Below are 13,971 nucleotides of genomic sequence, written 5' to 3' on the forward strand. Positions count from 1 at the left end.
AAAAGTAACTTTCCTTAGATTCATTTTTAATATGCCGAACTGGCTTCTCCCTGAAAATATTGCCGATGTCTTGCCTTCGGAAGCGCGCAAGATTGAAGATTTGCGCCGCCTGATACTGGATAATTTCCGCCTGTACGGCTACGAACTGGTCATGCCGCCGATGCTGGAGTATCTGGAGTCCTTGCTGGCCGGCGCCGGCCAGGATACCGATCTGCGGACCTTCAAGCTGGTCGACCAGCTGTCTGGCCGCACGCTCGGCATTCGCGCCGACATGACCACCCAAGTTGCCCGCATCGATGCCCATTTGCTGAATCGCGAGTCGGTCACCCGCCTGTGCTACGTCGGCAGCGTCTTGCATACCCGTCAGATCGGCTTGCACGCGACCCGTGAACCGTTGCAGATCGGCGCCGAGATTTACGGTCATCTTGGGCTTGAAGCCGATGCCGAGATCCAGGAGCTGGCGCTGGCGACCCTGGCCTTGGCCGGGATTACCCAGGTACGCCTGGATTTGTGCCATGTTGGCATTTTGCGCACGATTATCGGCGGCGATGATGCCGCCAAAGTGGATGAAAGCGAGCTGGTCGCGTTGCTGGAAGCCAAGGATTTGCCCGGCTTACGCACTATCAGCGTCAATTACAAGCCACAGACCCGCGCCGCTTTGCTGGCGCTGCCCGGTTTATATGGCGATGCCAGCGTATTGCAGCAGGCGCGGCAGGTGCTGCCTGCCTTGCCAGCCATCGCCAAGGCGCTGGATGAACTGGAAACCCTGGCTGAAGCCGCCGGGAAAGATTGCGTTACCGTCGATTTAGCCGACTTACGCGGGTATCATTACGAAAGTGGTTTGATTTTCGCCGCCTATGTGCCCGGTTTGCCGAACGCCATACTGCGCGGCGGCCGTTACGACGTCGGCGCGGCATTTGGCCGTTCGCGTCCGGCTACCGGCTTCTCGATGGATTTGCGAGAGCTGGCAAGACTGATTCCGGTAGCAATCCGCAAGCGCGCAATTCATGCGCCTTGGGGAGTTGAAGCAGGTTTGAAGGAAAAGATCGTTGAGTTGCGCAAGGCTGGGGAAGTTGTGATCCAGAGTCTGCCCGGCCACGAAAGCGATCAAGACGAGTTCGATTGCGACCGCGCGGTCGTACTCGAAAATGGAAACTGGATTATCAAAAATTTGGACTAAGTGATGTTACAGAAAAGCACCGCAAAAAACGTCGTTGTGATTGGCACCCAATGGGGCGACGAAGGAAAAGGCAAGATCGTTGACTGGCTTACCGATCACGCACAAGCAGTTGTGCGTTTTCAGGGTGGCCATAACGCTGGCCATACATTGGTCATCGGCGGTCACAAGACGGCGTTGCAGCTGATCCCGTCCGGTATCATGCGGCCAGGCGTGGCCTGCTATATCGGCAATGGCGTCGTGCTGTCGGTTCCCGATTTGCTGCGCGAGATCGATAAATTAGAGGCAGTCGGGGTGGAAGTCGCATCGCGCCTGAAAATCTCCGAAGCTTGCCCGATCATCCTGCCTTACCACACCGCACTCGATGCGGCGCGTGAAGCAGCCCGCGGCGATGCCAAGATAGGCACCACCGGCAAAGGGATCGGCCCGGCATATGAAGACAAGGTTGCACGCCGTGCGATTCGCGTTGCCGACCTGCTCAACGAGAAGCGCTTCGCTGAAAAGCTGGCGGCCAATCTGGAATATCATAATTTCGTCCTGACCAATTACCTGAAGGCGCCGGCTGTCGATTATCAAAAGACGCTAGACGATGCACTGGCAACCGTTGAGCGCCTGCGGCCGATGGTGGCCGACGTCTCGAGCGACCTGTACGCTGCTTACAACGACGGCGCCAGCCTGTTGTTCGAAGGCGCGCAGGGCAGTTTGCTGGACGTCGACCACGGCACTTATCCGTTCGTCACCTCGAGCAACTGCGTAGCAGGTAATGCCGCTGCCGGTAGCGGTGTCGGCCCTAACATGTTGCACTACATCCTGGGCATCACCAAGGCTTACACCACCCGCGTCGGATCCGGCCCGTTCCCGTCCGAACTGGCGACCGATCAAGGAGTTGGCAAGCATCTGGCGAGCGTTGGCCATGAATTCGGCACCGTCACCGGCCGCGCCCGTCGTTGTGGCTGGTTCGACGCCGCGCTGCTCAAGCGTTCGGTGCAGATCAACGGCGTGTCCGGCATGTGCCTGACCAAGCTGGACGTGCTGGATGGCCTGGAAACACTGAAATTGTGCACCGGCTACACGCTCAACGGCAAGACTGTCGATATCTTCCCGGTAGGCGCTGAAGAAGCTGCATTGTGTCAGCCGATCTATGAAGAAATGCCAGGCTGGAGCGAGTCCACGGTCGGCGCCAAATCGATGGACGCGTTGCCGGCCACTGCCCGTGCCTACATCAAACGTATCGAAGAATTGGTAGGCGTGCCTATCGATATGGTGTCGACCGGTCCTGACCGAGAAGAAACGATCGTATTGCGCCACCCATTTAAATAATTGCAAAATAAGAGCAATATGAACAAATCAGATGATAAAGACCTATGGGTCTCGTGGGATGAATATCACCGCATAATTGAAAAACTGGTATTGAATGTCCACGCCTCCGGATGGCAGTTCGACCAGGTGTTGTGCCTGGCGCGCGGCGGTTTGCGTCCGGGTGACGTGTTTTCACGTATTTTCGATGTGCCGCTGGCGATCTTGTCGACCAGCTCTTACCGCGAAGATGCCGGCACGGTTCGCAGCGAACTCGATATCGGCAAACACATCACCATGAGCCGTGGCGCTTTGTCCGGCCGGGTCCTGGTGGTCGATGACCTGGTTGACTCCGGCGTTACGCTGGATAAGGTTCTGCATCACCTGAAAGAAAACTATGCGCCGGTGACCGAGGTGAAGTCAGCGGTAATCTGGTGGAAGGCATGTTCTTCGCTCAAGCCGGATTATTACGTCGATTACCTGCCGACCAATCCATGGATTCACCAGCCTTTCGAAGAGTACGACAGTCTGCGTCCACATCAGTTGGAAGCCTGGAGCAGGAAGGGTGTATCGAGATAATCGAGCGCGCTTTGCAACGAAACCTCACTGGAAGCCTCGTTTGTTTGCACAACGAGGCTTTTTTTACGTCTTGCGGAAGCGCAGCGCTGAAAAGCAAGTTCGCTTGTCTGCCATGCAAAAAATATTCGATTAAAAAAATAAACGGAAAATTGTTTCTATTTTTAAAATTCATGCCTACAATGGCAGAAAGCGAAAGTAAAACCATATCCCTGAACGGAGACCAGACATGATTGACGTGGCAATATTCGGCGCCGGCCGTATCGGCAAGATCCATGCGGGCAACCTGGTGCAGCAGCCTGGCGCCAATCTGAAATACGTCAGCGATATCAATGCGCAAGCCGCGCAAGAGCTGGCAACGCAACACGGTGCGCAGGTAGCGGGTATCGATGGCATTCTGGCCGATCCGGGCATAGGTGCAGTATTGATTGCCTCTAGCACCGATACCCACGCCGACCTGATCATGCGGGCAGCGGCAGCCGGCAAGGCGATTTTTTGCGAGAAACCGGTCGACCTCACGCTGGAGCGCGCCAAGGCATGCGCAAGCGCCGTTGCGAAAGCCGGGGTGACTTGCATGATCGGCTTTCAGCGCCGCTTCGATCCGACATTCGATGCCCTCAAGGCGCGCCTGGCCGCAGGGGAAATCGGCGATCCCGAAATGCTTATCGTCACTAGCCGCGATCCCGGTGCGCCACCGGTTTCCTATATCAAAAGTTCGGGCGGCATTTTCAAGGATATGCTGATCCATGATTTCGATATCTTCCGCTGGATACTGGAAGACGAGGCCGTCAGCATCTCCGCCACCGGCAGCTGCCTGAGCGATCCGGCGATTGCCGAGGCCGGTGATATCGATTGCGCGGCAGTCACCATCCGCACCCGCCGCGGCCGGCTGTGTCAGATCAATACCAGCCGCCGCGCCGCCTATGGCTACGATCAGCGCTTCGAAGTATTAGGCAGCAAAGGCATGCTGCAGGCAGGAAACCACAAGCCGACCGAAGTGACCGCTGCGACCGCACATAATGTCAGTTCGGACAAGCCGGAACATTTTTTCCTGGAGCGCTATCGCGCAGCCTATGCCCGCGAGATCGCCCATTTTTTTGACGCGGTAGTCAACCGGGTTGCCGTGCGCACCACGATTGAAGACGGCGTCAAAGCGCTGGAACTGGCCGAGGCGGCAACGCTGTCGTGGCGTGAAAATCGCACCATCGAGCTCGCAAAATGAGTCGCGCTCCAATCTTGAAGGTAGGCATAGTCGGCCTGGGAAGGTTAGGGCGGCGTCACGCCGAAAACCTGGCGTCGCGAGTTGCCGGCGCCGAACTGGTCGCTGCGTGCAGCCCGGTGCCGGCAGAACTCGCATGGGCGCGCGACACGCTTCAGGTACATCATCTATATGCCGATTACGCAGCCATGCTGGCGCATGACGGGCTGGACGCGGTGTTCCTGGTGACGCCGACATCCCTGCATCCGCAGCAAATCATCCAGGCCTTGCAAGCCGGCAAGCATGTGTTTTGCGAAAAGCCTTTGTCGCTGGATCTGGAGGATTGCCGGCGGGTCAGCGCCGAGGCCGCACGGCACCCGCAGTTGAAGGTGATGATTGGTTTTGTGCGCCGCTTCGACGCCAGCTATCGGGATGCTTACGAAAAAATCCGGCAAGGCGCGATCGGCTCGCCGTTCATGGTGTATTCGCAGACTTGCGACCAGTATGATCCGGAAGGCTTTTTCGTTAAATTCGCGGCTACCAGTGGCGGCATATTCCTTGATTGCAGTGTGCACGACATCGATCTGGCGCGCTGGCTGCTCGGCAATCCGCAGCCGGTCAAGGTCTACGCCAGCGGTACCCGGGCCATCCATCATGATTTGCAGCAGTTTCAGGACGTCGATAATGGCGTCGCCATCTGTGAATTCGACAACGGCCGGATAGCGACCTTTTACGCCTCGCGCACCATGCCGCACGGGCATGACACCATGACTGAAATCACCGGCACGGCGGGACGTTTGACGGTGGGCGGCAACCCGCGCAAGAATCGTCTGGAAATTGCCGACGCTCACGGCGTCCGCAACGAATGCCTGCCGAGTTTCTTCGAGCGTTTCGAGGATGCATTCCTGACTGAAGTCAGTACTTTCGTGGATGCGATATGTCAGCAGCGCAAGCTGGAGTTGACTCTCGATGATGCTACCGAGGCAACCCGCATCGGCATCGCCATGCGCGAATCGCTGCTGTCAAAACAGCCGGTGATGTTATGAGCTTTGACCGGTGAGCTTTGACCTGTGAGCCATAAGCAGATCGGGCTTAAGTTTTTACTTGAGTTGCTACGAAATAGACCATGGAAACCAGCACTCCTGCAATACCGATCAGCTTCCAGGTCAAACCATGCAATTCCTTATGCATGGTGGATTCAAGGTCTTTGACATCGGATTTTGTGGCGCACGTATCCAGCCTTGCCTCTATGCGGGAAAGGCGATCACGGGTATCCAGTGCAAATCCTTCAAGCTCGGCGATTCTTGTATTCATGTCAACATCATAACCTCCGCTGCCGCCCGAAGCAAGTCTCGTTTTTTCATTGCGCGGCTGAGCGCGTTTGCCAATCATTTGTTTAAGTTCTGCCATAGTCTGTCCCAAGCGCATGAAAGCATTTGATGGGGGAATTCTATTGCAATTGTCTTGCTATTTACTCGTCATAACCCTCAATTGCGCCGCTTTCCTCCACATTAAGCTCTAACCTATACGCCAAGGCGATAAACAATGCCTGGCACAGGCACATCGCATTGGTCAGTGAGCGGAAGGCGAAGGCGCTGCCTTCTTTCACGGTCAGCAATACCGACGCATGCCTGGCCAGCGGACTCAGTTGACTATCGGTGATGACCAGCGACTTGGCCTGATGGTGATGCGCCAGCCGGACACAAGCCTGGGTTTCCTTGCCGTAGGGTGTAAAGCTGATGGCGATTACTACGTCATTCTTGCCTATGCTCCGGATCTGCTCGCGGATCATGCCACCCAGGCCAGACAGCAGGTGCACCCGCTTATTGGTGTGCTGCAATGCATACACGATATAGGTGGCGATCGGGAAAGAGCGGCGCACGCCGATTACATAAATATTCTCAGCCTTCTGCAACAACTTTACCGCTGCGTCAAACTGCACGTCGTCCATGCCGCTCAATAATTCATCCAGGCCGCTGCGGCTGGCGGCGATAAATTCGCGTGCCATCGAGCCGCTGGTAAGCGGGGTCGATTTGGCGTCGATCAGCTTGCGGATGCGTTGCTGATAGTTCTGAGACGGAATCGCCTGCGCCGTATAAGCATCGCGGAAAACCGCCTGCATCTCGCTAAAGCCGCTGAAGCCGAATTGCTTGGCAAAGCGCACGATGGCGGACGGCTGCACCTGACAGTGCTCGGCGATATCGCTGATTCTTTCCAGCATCAGGCTGCTACGATGCTGCTCTACGTAAGTGGCAATGATCTTCAACTGCCGCGAAAGCGTTGCGTATTGTTCCGCGATTTGCAGCATCAACTGGTCGACAGCCGGTGTATCTGCCATGGCGTTCTTTCTAATTTATGTTTTATGTTGTGAAGCAATTATAAAGACATTTCAACTATTCGATTCAATAGTTGGAAATAAAATTCTAAATTAAATTTAATTGAAAAAAACGTTGCATATCGAATCCGCTTGTTCTATTGTTTAGTACCGATGACGCTATCGGATCCGGGCGATCAGCCTGACAGTAATGAATAAAACAACAACGGAGATAACTATGCAACGACTCGGATGGAAGGGCCTGGCCAAGGTCCTGATGGTGACGGCGCTGGCGATGGGCTTTGGCGCCATGAACAGTAGTTATGCAGCAAATGAGAAATTCGTTCTGATCAGCCATGCCCCGGACTCCGATTCCTGGTGGAACACCATCAAGAATGCCATCAAACAGGCCGGTGAAGATTTCAATGTCACTGTCGATTACCGCAATCCGCCGAACGGCGACCTGGCCGACATGTCGCGCCTGATCGAGCAGGCGGCAGCCCGTCACTACGATGGCGTGATCGCCAGCATTGCCGATTTCAGCGTGTTGAAAAAAGCCATGGAAAACGTCACTGCCAAGAAAATTCCACTGGTGACCATCAATTCCGGCACCCAGAAGCAAAGTGAAGAACTCGGCGCCATCATGCATGTCGGCCAGCCGGAATACGATGCGGGCCATGGCGCAGGTGAAAAAGCCAAGGCTGCAGGGATCAAATCCTTCCTGTGCGTTAACCACTATGCAACCAACCCGTCTTCCTTCGAGCGTTGCCGTGGCTTTGCCGATGCGATAGGCGTCGATTATAAAAAATCAACGCTGGATGCCGGCCAGGATCCTACCGGTATCGAGAGCAAGGTAAGTGCTTATCTGCGGAATAACCCCGGTACGCAAGCGGTATTGGCGCTCGGTCCCGATTCGGCTTCGCCAAGCCTGCGCGCTCTGCAAAAAATGGGCCTGAAGGGCAAGATGTGGTTCGCCACTTTCGATCTGTCTGAAGAAGTCGCCAAGGGTATCAAAGATGGTTCGGTACAGTTTGCGATCGACCAGCAACCCTATTTGCAGGGTTACATCCCGGTTGCCGTTCTGGCCATCATGAAGCAAGACAAGATCACCGATGTCGCTGCCATCCAGGCCAAGCTGAAAGCCAATCCGAAATTCCAGGCACGACTGGCCGAATATGGCCTGGCGCCTCTTTACGGCCCGCGTCATATCAGCTCCGGCCCTGGTTACATTACCAAAGACAATCTCGATAAAGTGTTGAAATACGCCGGCCAATATCGCTGATCCAGCGACTTTCGTCACATACATTTTGTGACAAGTATTTTGTGACACCAGCGGCTGCCCGCAACGATATTACGGGCAGCCAGGTTGAAATCCAGGGAGAGCGATTCACCCGGGTTCGACTACGTCCGCAGGATCTCGCGCCACCCCATACAGCAGCCAGTCTGAGATTCGCAGCCTTAGAATCAATCAATGGCCAACACAGCAGGAGATACAGTCATGAATTCAAGCAGTGCGCACGCTGACAAGCTAGGTGCCGACGGCAATAGCCCAGCGCAGCAGAATATCGCTCCGAAAGACGAGCGGGTTCGCAAGGAGGGTTCACTCAAGCGCTTCCTCGGGCGCCCCGAGTTTGCCTCGCTGGCAGGCGCCATCCTGGTGTTTATCGTATTCGGTTTTGCCGCCGGCGATTCCGGCATGTTCAATCTGGATGGCGTAGTCAACTGGATGCAGGTAGCGGCCTACCTGGGCCTGATTTCGATCGGCGCCTGCGTATTGATGATTGCCGGCGAGTTCGATTTGTCGATGGGTTCGATGATCGGCTTTGCCGGCATGATGGTGGCAATTCCTACCGTCTATTTTCACTGGCCGTTCTGGCTGGCTGTCCTGTTCGCATTTGCCGGTTCCATGGCCTTGGGCTGGCTCAACGGCTACCTGGTGGTCAAGACCAGGCTGCCTTCGTTCATCGTCACGCTGGCGTTCATGTTCATCTTGCGCGGCTTGACGCTGGCGCTCTCGATCATGTTCGCCAACCGTACTATTGTCAGCGGCGTTGGCGACCTGGCCGCGCATGACTGGCTTGGCAACTGGCTGTTCACCGGCAATCTCGGCAGCGGGCTGTTCCACTGGATGGCCAGCCACGGCTGGATCGCCACCACGGACAACGGCCAGCCGCTGGTAGCCGGAATCCCCAAGGTCATCATCTGGTGGCTGGTGCTGGCGCTGGTTGCAAGTTTTGTCCTGGCACGGACCCGTTTCGGCAACTGGATCTTCGCCGTCGGCGGCGACGCCAATGCCGCCAAGAACGTCGGCGTGCCGGTGAAGCGGGTCAAGACCATGCTGTTTGTGTTTACCGCTTTCTGCGCCTGCCTGTTCGCCGTATTGCAGGTGGCCGACGTCGGCTCGGCTGCGGCCGATCGTGGCTTGCAAAAGGAATTTGAAGCCATCATCGCCGCAGTGATCGGCGGCGCTTTGCTGACCGGCGGCTACGGTTCAGTGATCGGCGCTTGCTTCGGCGCCTTGATCTTTGGCGTGGTGCAGATCGGCATCACATACACCAATCTCAATTCAGACTGGTTCCGGGTGTTCCTCGGCGTGATGCTGCTGGTGGCTGTACTGTTCAACAATTATGTCCGTCGCCGCGTGACGGAGGCGAGGTAATCATGAGTGACACTATTCTGGCTCTAGAAAACGTCAGCAAGTATTTCGGTTCGGTGATTGCTTTGCAAAATGTCACCTTGCGCTTGAAAAAAGGGGAAGTACATTGCCTGTTGGGCGATAACGGCGCCGGCAAGTCGACCCTGATCAAGACGCTGGCCGGGGTGCACAAACCATCCGAAGGGCAATACCTGGTCGACGGCAAGCCGGTCTCTTTCAATTCTCCGAAAGAGGCGCTGGATGTAGGCGTGGCTACCGTCTACCAGGATCTGGCGCTGGTGCCGCTGCTGTCGGTGGCGCGCAATTTCTTCATGGGCCGTGAGCCGACAAAGAAGGTGTTCGGCATCACCGTCATGGACATCAACTATGCGGCCGAGACGGCGCGTGAAAAACTGGCGGAAATGGGCATCATGGTGCGCGATCCGCACCATGCGATCGGCACCATGTCCGGTGGTGAAAAACAATGCCTGGCGATTGCCCGGGCGATTCATTTCGGCGCCCGGGTCCTGATTCTCGACGAGCCCACTGCGGCGCTGGGCGTCAAGCAATCGTTCAATGTGCTGAAGCTGATCCACAAGGCGCGTGAGCGCGGAATTTCGGTGATTTTCATTACCCACAATGTGCATCACGCGTATCCGATCGGCGATTCCTTCACCTTGCTCAATCGCGGCAAATCGATGGGCACTTTCACCAAGGACACTGTCAGCAAGGATGAAGTGCTGGACATGATGGCGGGCGGCGCGGAAATGCAGACGCTGATGAATCAGCTTGAAGGAATACAGGTCTAGGCCTGGGGCACTATCTATGCATCCAAGTTCAAGCACCTAAGATCAAGCATCAAAAGTTTAAGCATCAAAAGTTTAAGCATCAAAAGTTTAAATTAAGGACGCACTCATGCAACACACCAACAACACCTTCGCACCGGGCCGCAAGCTCGACGTGGTATGTATCGGCCGTCTCGCGGTGGATCTGTACGCGCAGCAAATCGGCGCGCCGCTGTCGGATGTCAGCAGTTTTGCCAAATATCTGGGCGGATCTTCCGCGAATATCGCCTTCGGCTGTGCCAGGCTGGGATTGAAATCGGCGATGCTGGCACGGGTTGGCAATGAGCATAATGGCCAGTTTTTGACGGCTGCTCTGGCGGCAGAGGGTTGCGATGTCAGCCAGATCAGGATCGATCCAGAGCGACTGACTGCGCTGGTGATGCTGGGCTTGAAGGACAAAGATACGTTTCCCTTGATTTTTTATCGCGACAACTGTGCCGACATGGCGCTGGCCGAAGAGGATATCGATGAGGCTTTCATCGCTTCCAGCAAGGCGTTGCTGATTACCGGCACTCATTTTTCCACGCAACAGGTGCATCGCAGCAGCAGCCTGGCGCTGGAGTACGCGCGTCGCAACAACGTTCGCACGGTACTTGATATCGACTACCGGCCGGTACTGTGGGGCCTGACGCAAAAAGGCGACGGCGAGACGCGCTTTATCGCCAACGATGGCGTAACCGCGCATCTGCAAGGGATCTTGCCGAAATTCGACCTGGTGGTCGGTACCGAGGAAGAATTCATGATTGCGGGCGGCGGCCGGGACATCATCGCTTCCCTGCAGGCAGTGCGCGCAGCCAGCCACGCTTCGCTGGTGGTTAAGCGCGGTCCGCTAGGCTGTACCGTAATCCATGGCGCGATTCCGAAATCGCTGGATGACGGGTTCAACTATAAAGGTGTACAAGTCGCGGTGCTCAACGTTCTGGGTGCAGGCGATGCCTTCCTGTCGGGCTTTCTGAAAGGCTGGCTGAACGGCGAAGACGATGAAAGCTGCTGCCGCTACGCCAATGCTTGTGGAGCCTTGGTAGTGTCGCGCCATGCATGCGCGCCGGCGATGCCGACACCGGTCGAACTGGCGTATTTCCTGGAGCATGCCGAGCGCATGCAGCGGCCGGACCAGGATGCACATTTGCAGCGTTTGCATAGGGTTACCGTGCCGCGTAAAAACTGGGATGAAGTCAACGTATTTGCTTTCGATCATCGCAACCAGTTCTTTGAATTGGCACGTGAATCAGGCGTAGGTGAAGCGCGTTTGCCGCAGCTCAAGCAGTTGCTGGTGCAAGCCGTTGCGGCTACCGAACAGGCGCTGGGCTTGCAAGGCAAGATTGGCATCTTGTCTGATGATCGTTACGGCCAGGATGCGCTGAACGCCGCTACCGGGCGCGGTTGGTGGGTTGGCCATGCGGTCGAGTTACCGCTCTCGAATCCGCTGGAATTCGACTACGGCCGCTCGATAGGTTCGCATCTGCTGAGCTGGCCCAAGGAACATGTGGTCAAGTGCCTGGTGCAGTTTCATCCGGACGATGCGATCGACAAACGACTGGAACAGGAGGCGCAGATTCGCAGCCTGTATGACGCGGTGCAGGTCAGCGGTCACGAATTGCTACTGGAGATCATCCCGCCCAAGGAGTTGCCGAAGGCTGACGACACCGTGTTGCGCGGCATCAAGCGCTTGTACAACCTGGGCATTTATCCGGAGTGGTGGAAGCTGGAGTCGATGTCGGCGCCGCAATGGGATGCGATCGACCGCCTGATTGCCGAGCGCGATCCTTATTGCCGCGGAGTGGTATTGCTGGGCTTGGCGGCGCCGGTGGAAGAACTTGCGGCCGGCTTTCGCGCCTCGCGCCACAGCAAGACCTGCCGCGGTTTCATGGTTGGACGGACGATTTTCCATGAGCCGTCCAAGCGCTGGCTGCAAGGGCAGATAGATGATGCTACGCTGATCCAGCAGGTGCGGACGACTTTCGAGCAGCTTATCGGTGTGTGGCAAGCCAGCCGCAGTGAAGATCAACCCAACACAGCGGAGCGCGCAGCATGAGTGCAGCCAAAACCATACGCCTGACCATGGCGCAAGCGCTGGTGCGCTATCTGGCGGCCTTGCGCGTCGATACGGTGGAGGCAGGTAACGATGTGCCTTTGTTTGGCGGCGTGTTCTCGATTTTCGGCCACGGCAATGTGGCCGGCCTGGGCGAGGCTTTGTATCAGCACCGGGAACAATTGCCGACTTATCGCGCGCACAACGAGCAAGCCATGGCGCACGCAGCAATCGCCTATGCCAAAACTCATATGCGCCGACGCATGATGGCCGTCACCAGTTCGATCGGGCCGGGCGCCACCAATCTGTTGACCGCTGCTGCGCTGGCCCACGTGAACCGCCTGCCGGTGTTGCTGCTGCCGGGCGATATCTTTGTCTCGCGACGTCCGGACCCGGTATTGCAGCAGGTGGAAAATTTCCAGGATGGCGGGGTTTCCGCCAACGATGCGTTCAAGCCTCTTTCTCGTTATTTTGACCGTATCTACTATCCGGAGCAGTTGCTGACAGCGTTGCCGCGGGCGATCCAGGTGTTGACCGATGCCGCCCAATGCGGCCCGGTGACATTGGCCTTGCCGCAAGACGTGCAAACCATGGCCTACGATTATCCGGTCGATTTTTTTGCGCCGAAAGCGGTGAAATTCCGCGCGCAGGGACCGGCAGCGGACGAGTTGCAGGCGGCACTCGAATTATTGAAAAATGCCAAACAACCTTTGATCATAGCCGGTGGCGGCGTCCTGTATGGCGAGGCGACCGAAGCGCTGCGTAGTTTTGCCGAAAAACATGCGGTGCCGGTGGCGGAAACGCAGGCAGGGAAAAGCGCCTTGGCCTGGCGTCACCCCTTGCAGGTGGGCGCGCTCGGCGTGACCGGCTCGCCGGCGGCGAATACCTTGGCGCGAAAGGCTGATGTCGTGATTGCGGTGGGCACGCGTCTGCAAGACTTCACCACCGGCTCGCACTCTCTGTTCGGCCAGGCGAAACTGCTCAGCATCAATGTCAATGCGGTCGATGCTCTCAAATGGCAGGCAACGCCGATGTTATCCGATGCGCGTTTAGGCCTGGCTGCTTTGTCGCAAGGCTTGAAAGACTGGCGCGCCAGCACGGCCTGGCACGCGTTGGCGCTGGAACAGGCCAACTCGTGGCGTGCTACCGTCGACAAAATTACCGGCAGACGTGAAATTGAAGCACCGGCGCTGCCCTATGACGGCGAGGTGATCGGCGCTGTGCAGCGCTCCAGCATCGATTCTACCGTGCACGACATCGTAGTCTGTGCCGCCGGTACTTTACCGGCCGAGCTGCACAAACTGTGGCGCACCTCTACCCCCGGCGGCTATCACGTCGAGTACGGCTACTCCTGCATGGGTTACGAAATTGCCGGCGGCCTCGGTGTCAAGATGGCGCAGCCGGACCGTGACGTAATCGTGATGGTGGGCGACGGCAGTTACCTGATGATGAATTCGGAGATCGCCACATCGGTCATGCTGGATAAGAAATTGATCATCGTGGTGCTGGATAACCGCGGCTACGGTTGCATCAACCGCCTGCAACAGGCGTGCGGTGGCGCGCCATTCAACAACATGCTTGAAGATTGCCTGCAAGGTCAGCACGGCGCGCCGGCCATCGATTTTGCCGCCCATGCAAAATCACTTGGCGCATTGGCAGAGAACGTCAAGACCATCGCCCAGCTGGAAGCGGCATTGCAACGGGCACGTGCGGCCGATCGCACCTATCTGGTATGTATCGATACCGATCCCACGCGCACCACTGAAGAGGGTGGTTGCTGGTGGGAGGTAGCGGTACCGGAGGTGTCGCAGCGGCAGCAGGTGCAAACGGCAAGAGCCGAATACGAAGAAGCCCGCCACAATCAAAAAGTGTGAACAAAGTGCGAACATTGCGAGAGA

The 13,971-nt window shown here is 56.8% G+C and carries 12 protein-coding genes; 10 read left to right on the forward strand and 2 right to left on the reverse strand.

Annotated features, from left to right (window positions below; translation table 11 throughout):
• Positions 1–31 precede the first annotated feature (31 nt).
• The 5 genes from KHU29_RS03695 (at position 32) to KHU29_RS03715 (ending at position 5,293) form a co-directional block, all read left to right on the forward strand.
• Positions 32–1,180, forward strand: coding sequence for an ATP phosphoribosyltransferase regulatory subunit (locus KHU29_RS03695; protein ID WP_211451332.1), 1,149 nt, complete (start codon positions 32–34; stop codon positions 1,178–1,180).
• 3 nt (positions 1,181–1,183) lie between these two features.
• Positions 1,184–2,497 (forward strand): adenylosuccinate synthase, encoded by a 1,314-nt coding sequence (locus tag KHU29_RS03700; protein WP_211451333.1) that lies wholly within the window; start codon positions 1,184–1,186, stop codon positions 2,495–2,497.
• An 18-nt stretch (positions 2,498–2,515) separates the two neighbouring features.
• Positions 2,516–3,052, forward strand: a complete 537-nt coding sequence (locus tag KHU29_RS03705; RefSeq protein WP_092358093.1) for a phosphoribosyltransferase — start codon at positions 2,516–2,518, stop codon at positions 3,050–3,052.
• Between the two features lie 226 nt (positions 3,053–3,278).
• The gene (iolG, locus tag KHU29_RS03710; RefSeq protein WP_211451334.1) at positions 3,279–4,271 is read left to right on the forward strand and encodes an inositol 2-dehydrogenase; all 993 of its coding nucleotides are present in this window, start codon (positions 3,279–3,281) and stop codon (positions 4,269–4,271) included.
• Positions 4,268–5,293, forward strand: a complete 1,026-nt coding sequence (locus KHU29_RS03715; protein ID WP_211451335.1) for a Gfo/Idh/MocA family oxidoreductase — start codon at positions 4,268–4,270, stop codon at positions 5,291–5,293. Before iolG ends, KHU29_RS03715 begins: the two co-directional genes overlap by 4 nt.
• Positions 5,294–5,339: 46 nt before the next feature.
• Here the strand turns inward: KHU29_RS03715 and KHU29_RS03720 are convergent, their stop codons facing one another.
• The gene (locus KHU29_RS03720; protein ID WP_211451336.1) at positions 5,340–5,657 is read right to left on the reverse strand and encodes a hypothetical protein; all 318 of its coding nucleotides are present in this window, start codon (positions 5,655–5,657) and stop codon (positions 5,340–5,342) included.
• A 61-nt stretch (positions 5,658–5,718) separates the two neighbouring features.
• Complete coding sequence (locus KHU29_RS03725; protein WP_211451337.1) at positions 5,719–6,585, reverse strand: MurR/RpiR family transcriptional regulator; 867 nt, start codon at positions 6,583–6,585, stop codon at positions 5,719–5,721.
• A gap of 214 nt (positions 6,586–6,799) precedes the next feature.
• Here KHU29_RS03725 and KHU29_RS03730 point away from each other — a divergent pair, with 214 nt between their 5' ends.
• The 5 genes from KHU29_RS03730 (at position 6,800) to iolD (ending at position 13,947) form a co-directional block, all read left to right on the forward strand.
• A complete protein-coding gene (locus KHU29_RS03730; RefSeq protein WP_211451338.1) occupies positions 6,800–7,843 on the forward strand; it encodes a sugar ABC transporter substrate-binding protein in 1,044 nt (347 codons plus the stop codon).
• A gap of 216 nt (positions 7,844–8,059) precedes the next feature.
• Positions 8,060–9,220, forward strand: coding sequence for an ABC transporter permease (locus KHU29_RS03735; RefSeq protein ID WP_211451339.1), 1,161 nt, complete (start codon positions 8,060–8,062; stop codon positions 9,218–9,220).
• 2 nt (positions 9,221–9,222) lie between these two features.
• Positions 9,223–10,005 carry an ATP-binding cassette domain-containing protein gene (locus KHU29_RS03740; protein ID WP_211451340.1) on the forward strand — a complete coding sequence of 261 codons (783 nt, stop codon included), beginning with the start codon at positions 9,223–9,225 and terminating at the stop codon, positions 10,003–10,005.
• A 106-nt stretch (positions 10,006–10,111) separates the two neighbouring features.
• Positions 10,112–12,076 carry a bifunctional 5-dehydro-2-deoxygluconokinase/5-dehydro-2-deoxyphosphogluconate aldolase gene (locus tag KHU29_RS03745; protein ID WP_211451341.1) on the forward strand — a complete coding sequence of 655 codons (1,965 nt, stop codon included), beginning with the start codon at positions 10,112–10,114 and terminating at the stop codon, positions 12,074–12,076.
• On the forward strand, positions 12,073–13,947 hold the full coding sequence (gene iolD / locus KHU29_RS03750) for a 3D-(3,5/4)-trihydroxycyclohexane-1,2-dione acylhydrolase (decyclizing) (protein WP_211451342.1): 1,875 nt from the start codon (positions 12,073–12,075) through the stop codon (positions 13,945–13,947). Before KHU29_RS03745 ends, iolD begins: the two co-directional genes overlap by 4 nt.
• Positions 13,948–13,971: the final 24 nt, after the last annotated feature.

Origin of the sequence: Collimonas antrihumi (genome assembly GCF_018304965.1) — a bacterium.
Lineage (GTDB): Bacteria > Pseudomonadota > Gammaproteobacteria > Burkholderiales > Burkholderiaceae_D > Collimonas > Collimonas antrihumi.

Coding starts and splice junctions, on each gene's coding strand:
- KHU29_RS03695 (WP_211451332.1), top strand. CDS start 32: ATGCCGAACTGGCTTCTCCCTGAAAATATTGCCGATGTCTTGCCTTCG.
- KHU29_RS03700 (WP_211451333.1), top strand. CDS start 1,184: ATGTTACAGAAAAGCACCGCAAAAAACGTCGTTGTGATTGGCACCCAA.
- KHU29_RS03705 (WP_092358093.1), top strand. CDS start 2,516: ATGAACAAATCAGATGATAAAGACCTATGGGTCTCGTGGGATGAATAT.
- iolG (WP_211451334.1), top strand. CDS start 3,279: ATGATTGACGTGGCAATATTCGGCGCCGGCCGTATCGGCAAGATCCAT.
- KHU29_RS03715 (WP_211451335.1), top strand. CDS start 4,268: ATGAGTCGCGCTCCAATCTTGAAGGTAGGCATAGTCGGCCTGGGAAGG.
- KHU29_RS03720 (WP_211451336.1), bottom strand. CDS start 5,657: ATGGCAGAACTTAAACAAATGATTGGCAAACGCGCTCAGCCGCGCAAT.
- KHU29_RS03725 (WP_211451337.1), bottom strand. CDS start 6,585: ATGGCAGATACACCGGCTGTCGACCAGTTGATGCTGCAAATCGCGGAA.
- KHU29_RS03730 (WP_211451338.1), top strand. CDS start 6,800: ATGCAACGACTCGGATGGAAGGGCCTGGCCAAGGTCCTGATGGTGACG.
- KHU29_RS03735 (WP_211451339.1), top strand. CDS start 8,060: ATGAATTCAAGCAGTGCGCACGCTGACAAGCTAGGTGCCGACGGCAAT.
- KHU29_RS03740 (WP_211451340.1), top strand. CDS start 9,223: ATGAGTGACACTATTCTGGCTCTAGAAAACGTCAGCAAGTATTTCGGT.
- KHU29_RS03745 (WP_211451341.1), top strand. CDS start 10,112: ATGCAACACACCAACAACACCTTCGCACCGGGCCGCAAGCTCGACGTG.
- iolD (WP_211451342.1), top strand. CDS start 12,073: ATGAGTGCAGCCAAAACCATACGCCTGACCATGGCGCAAGCGCTGGTG.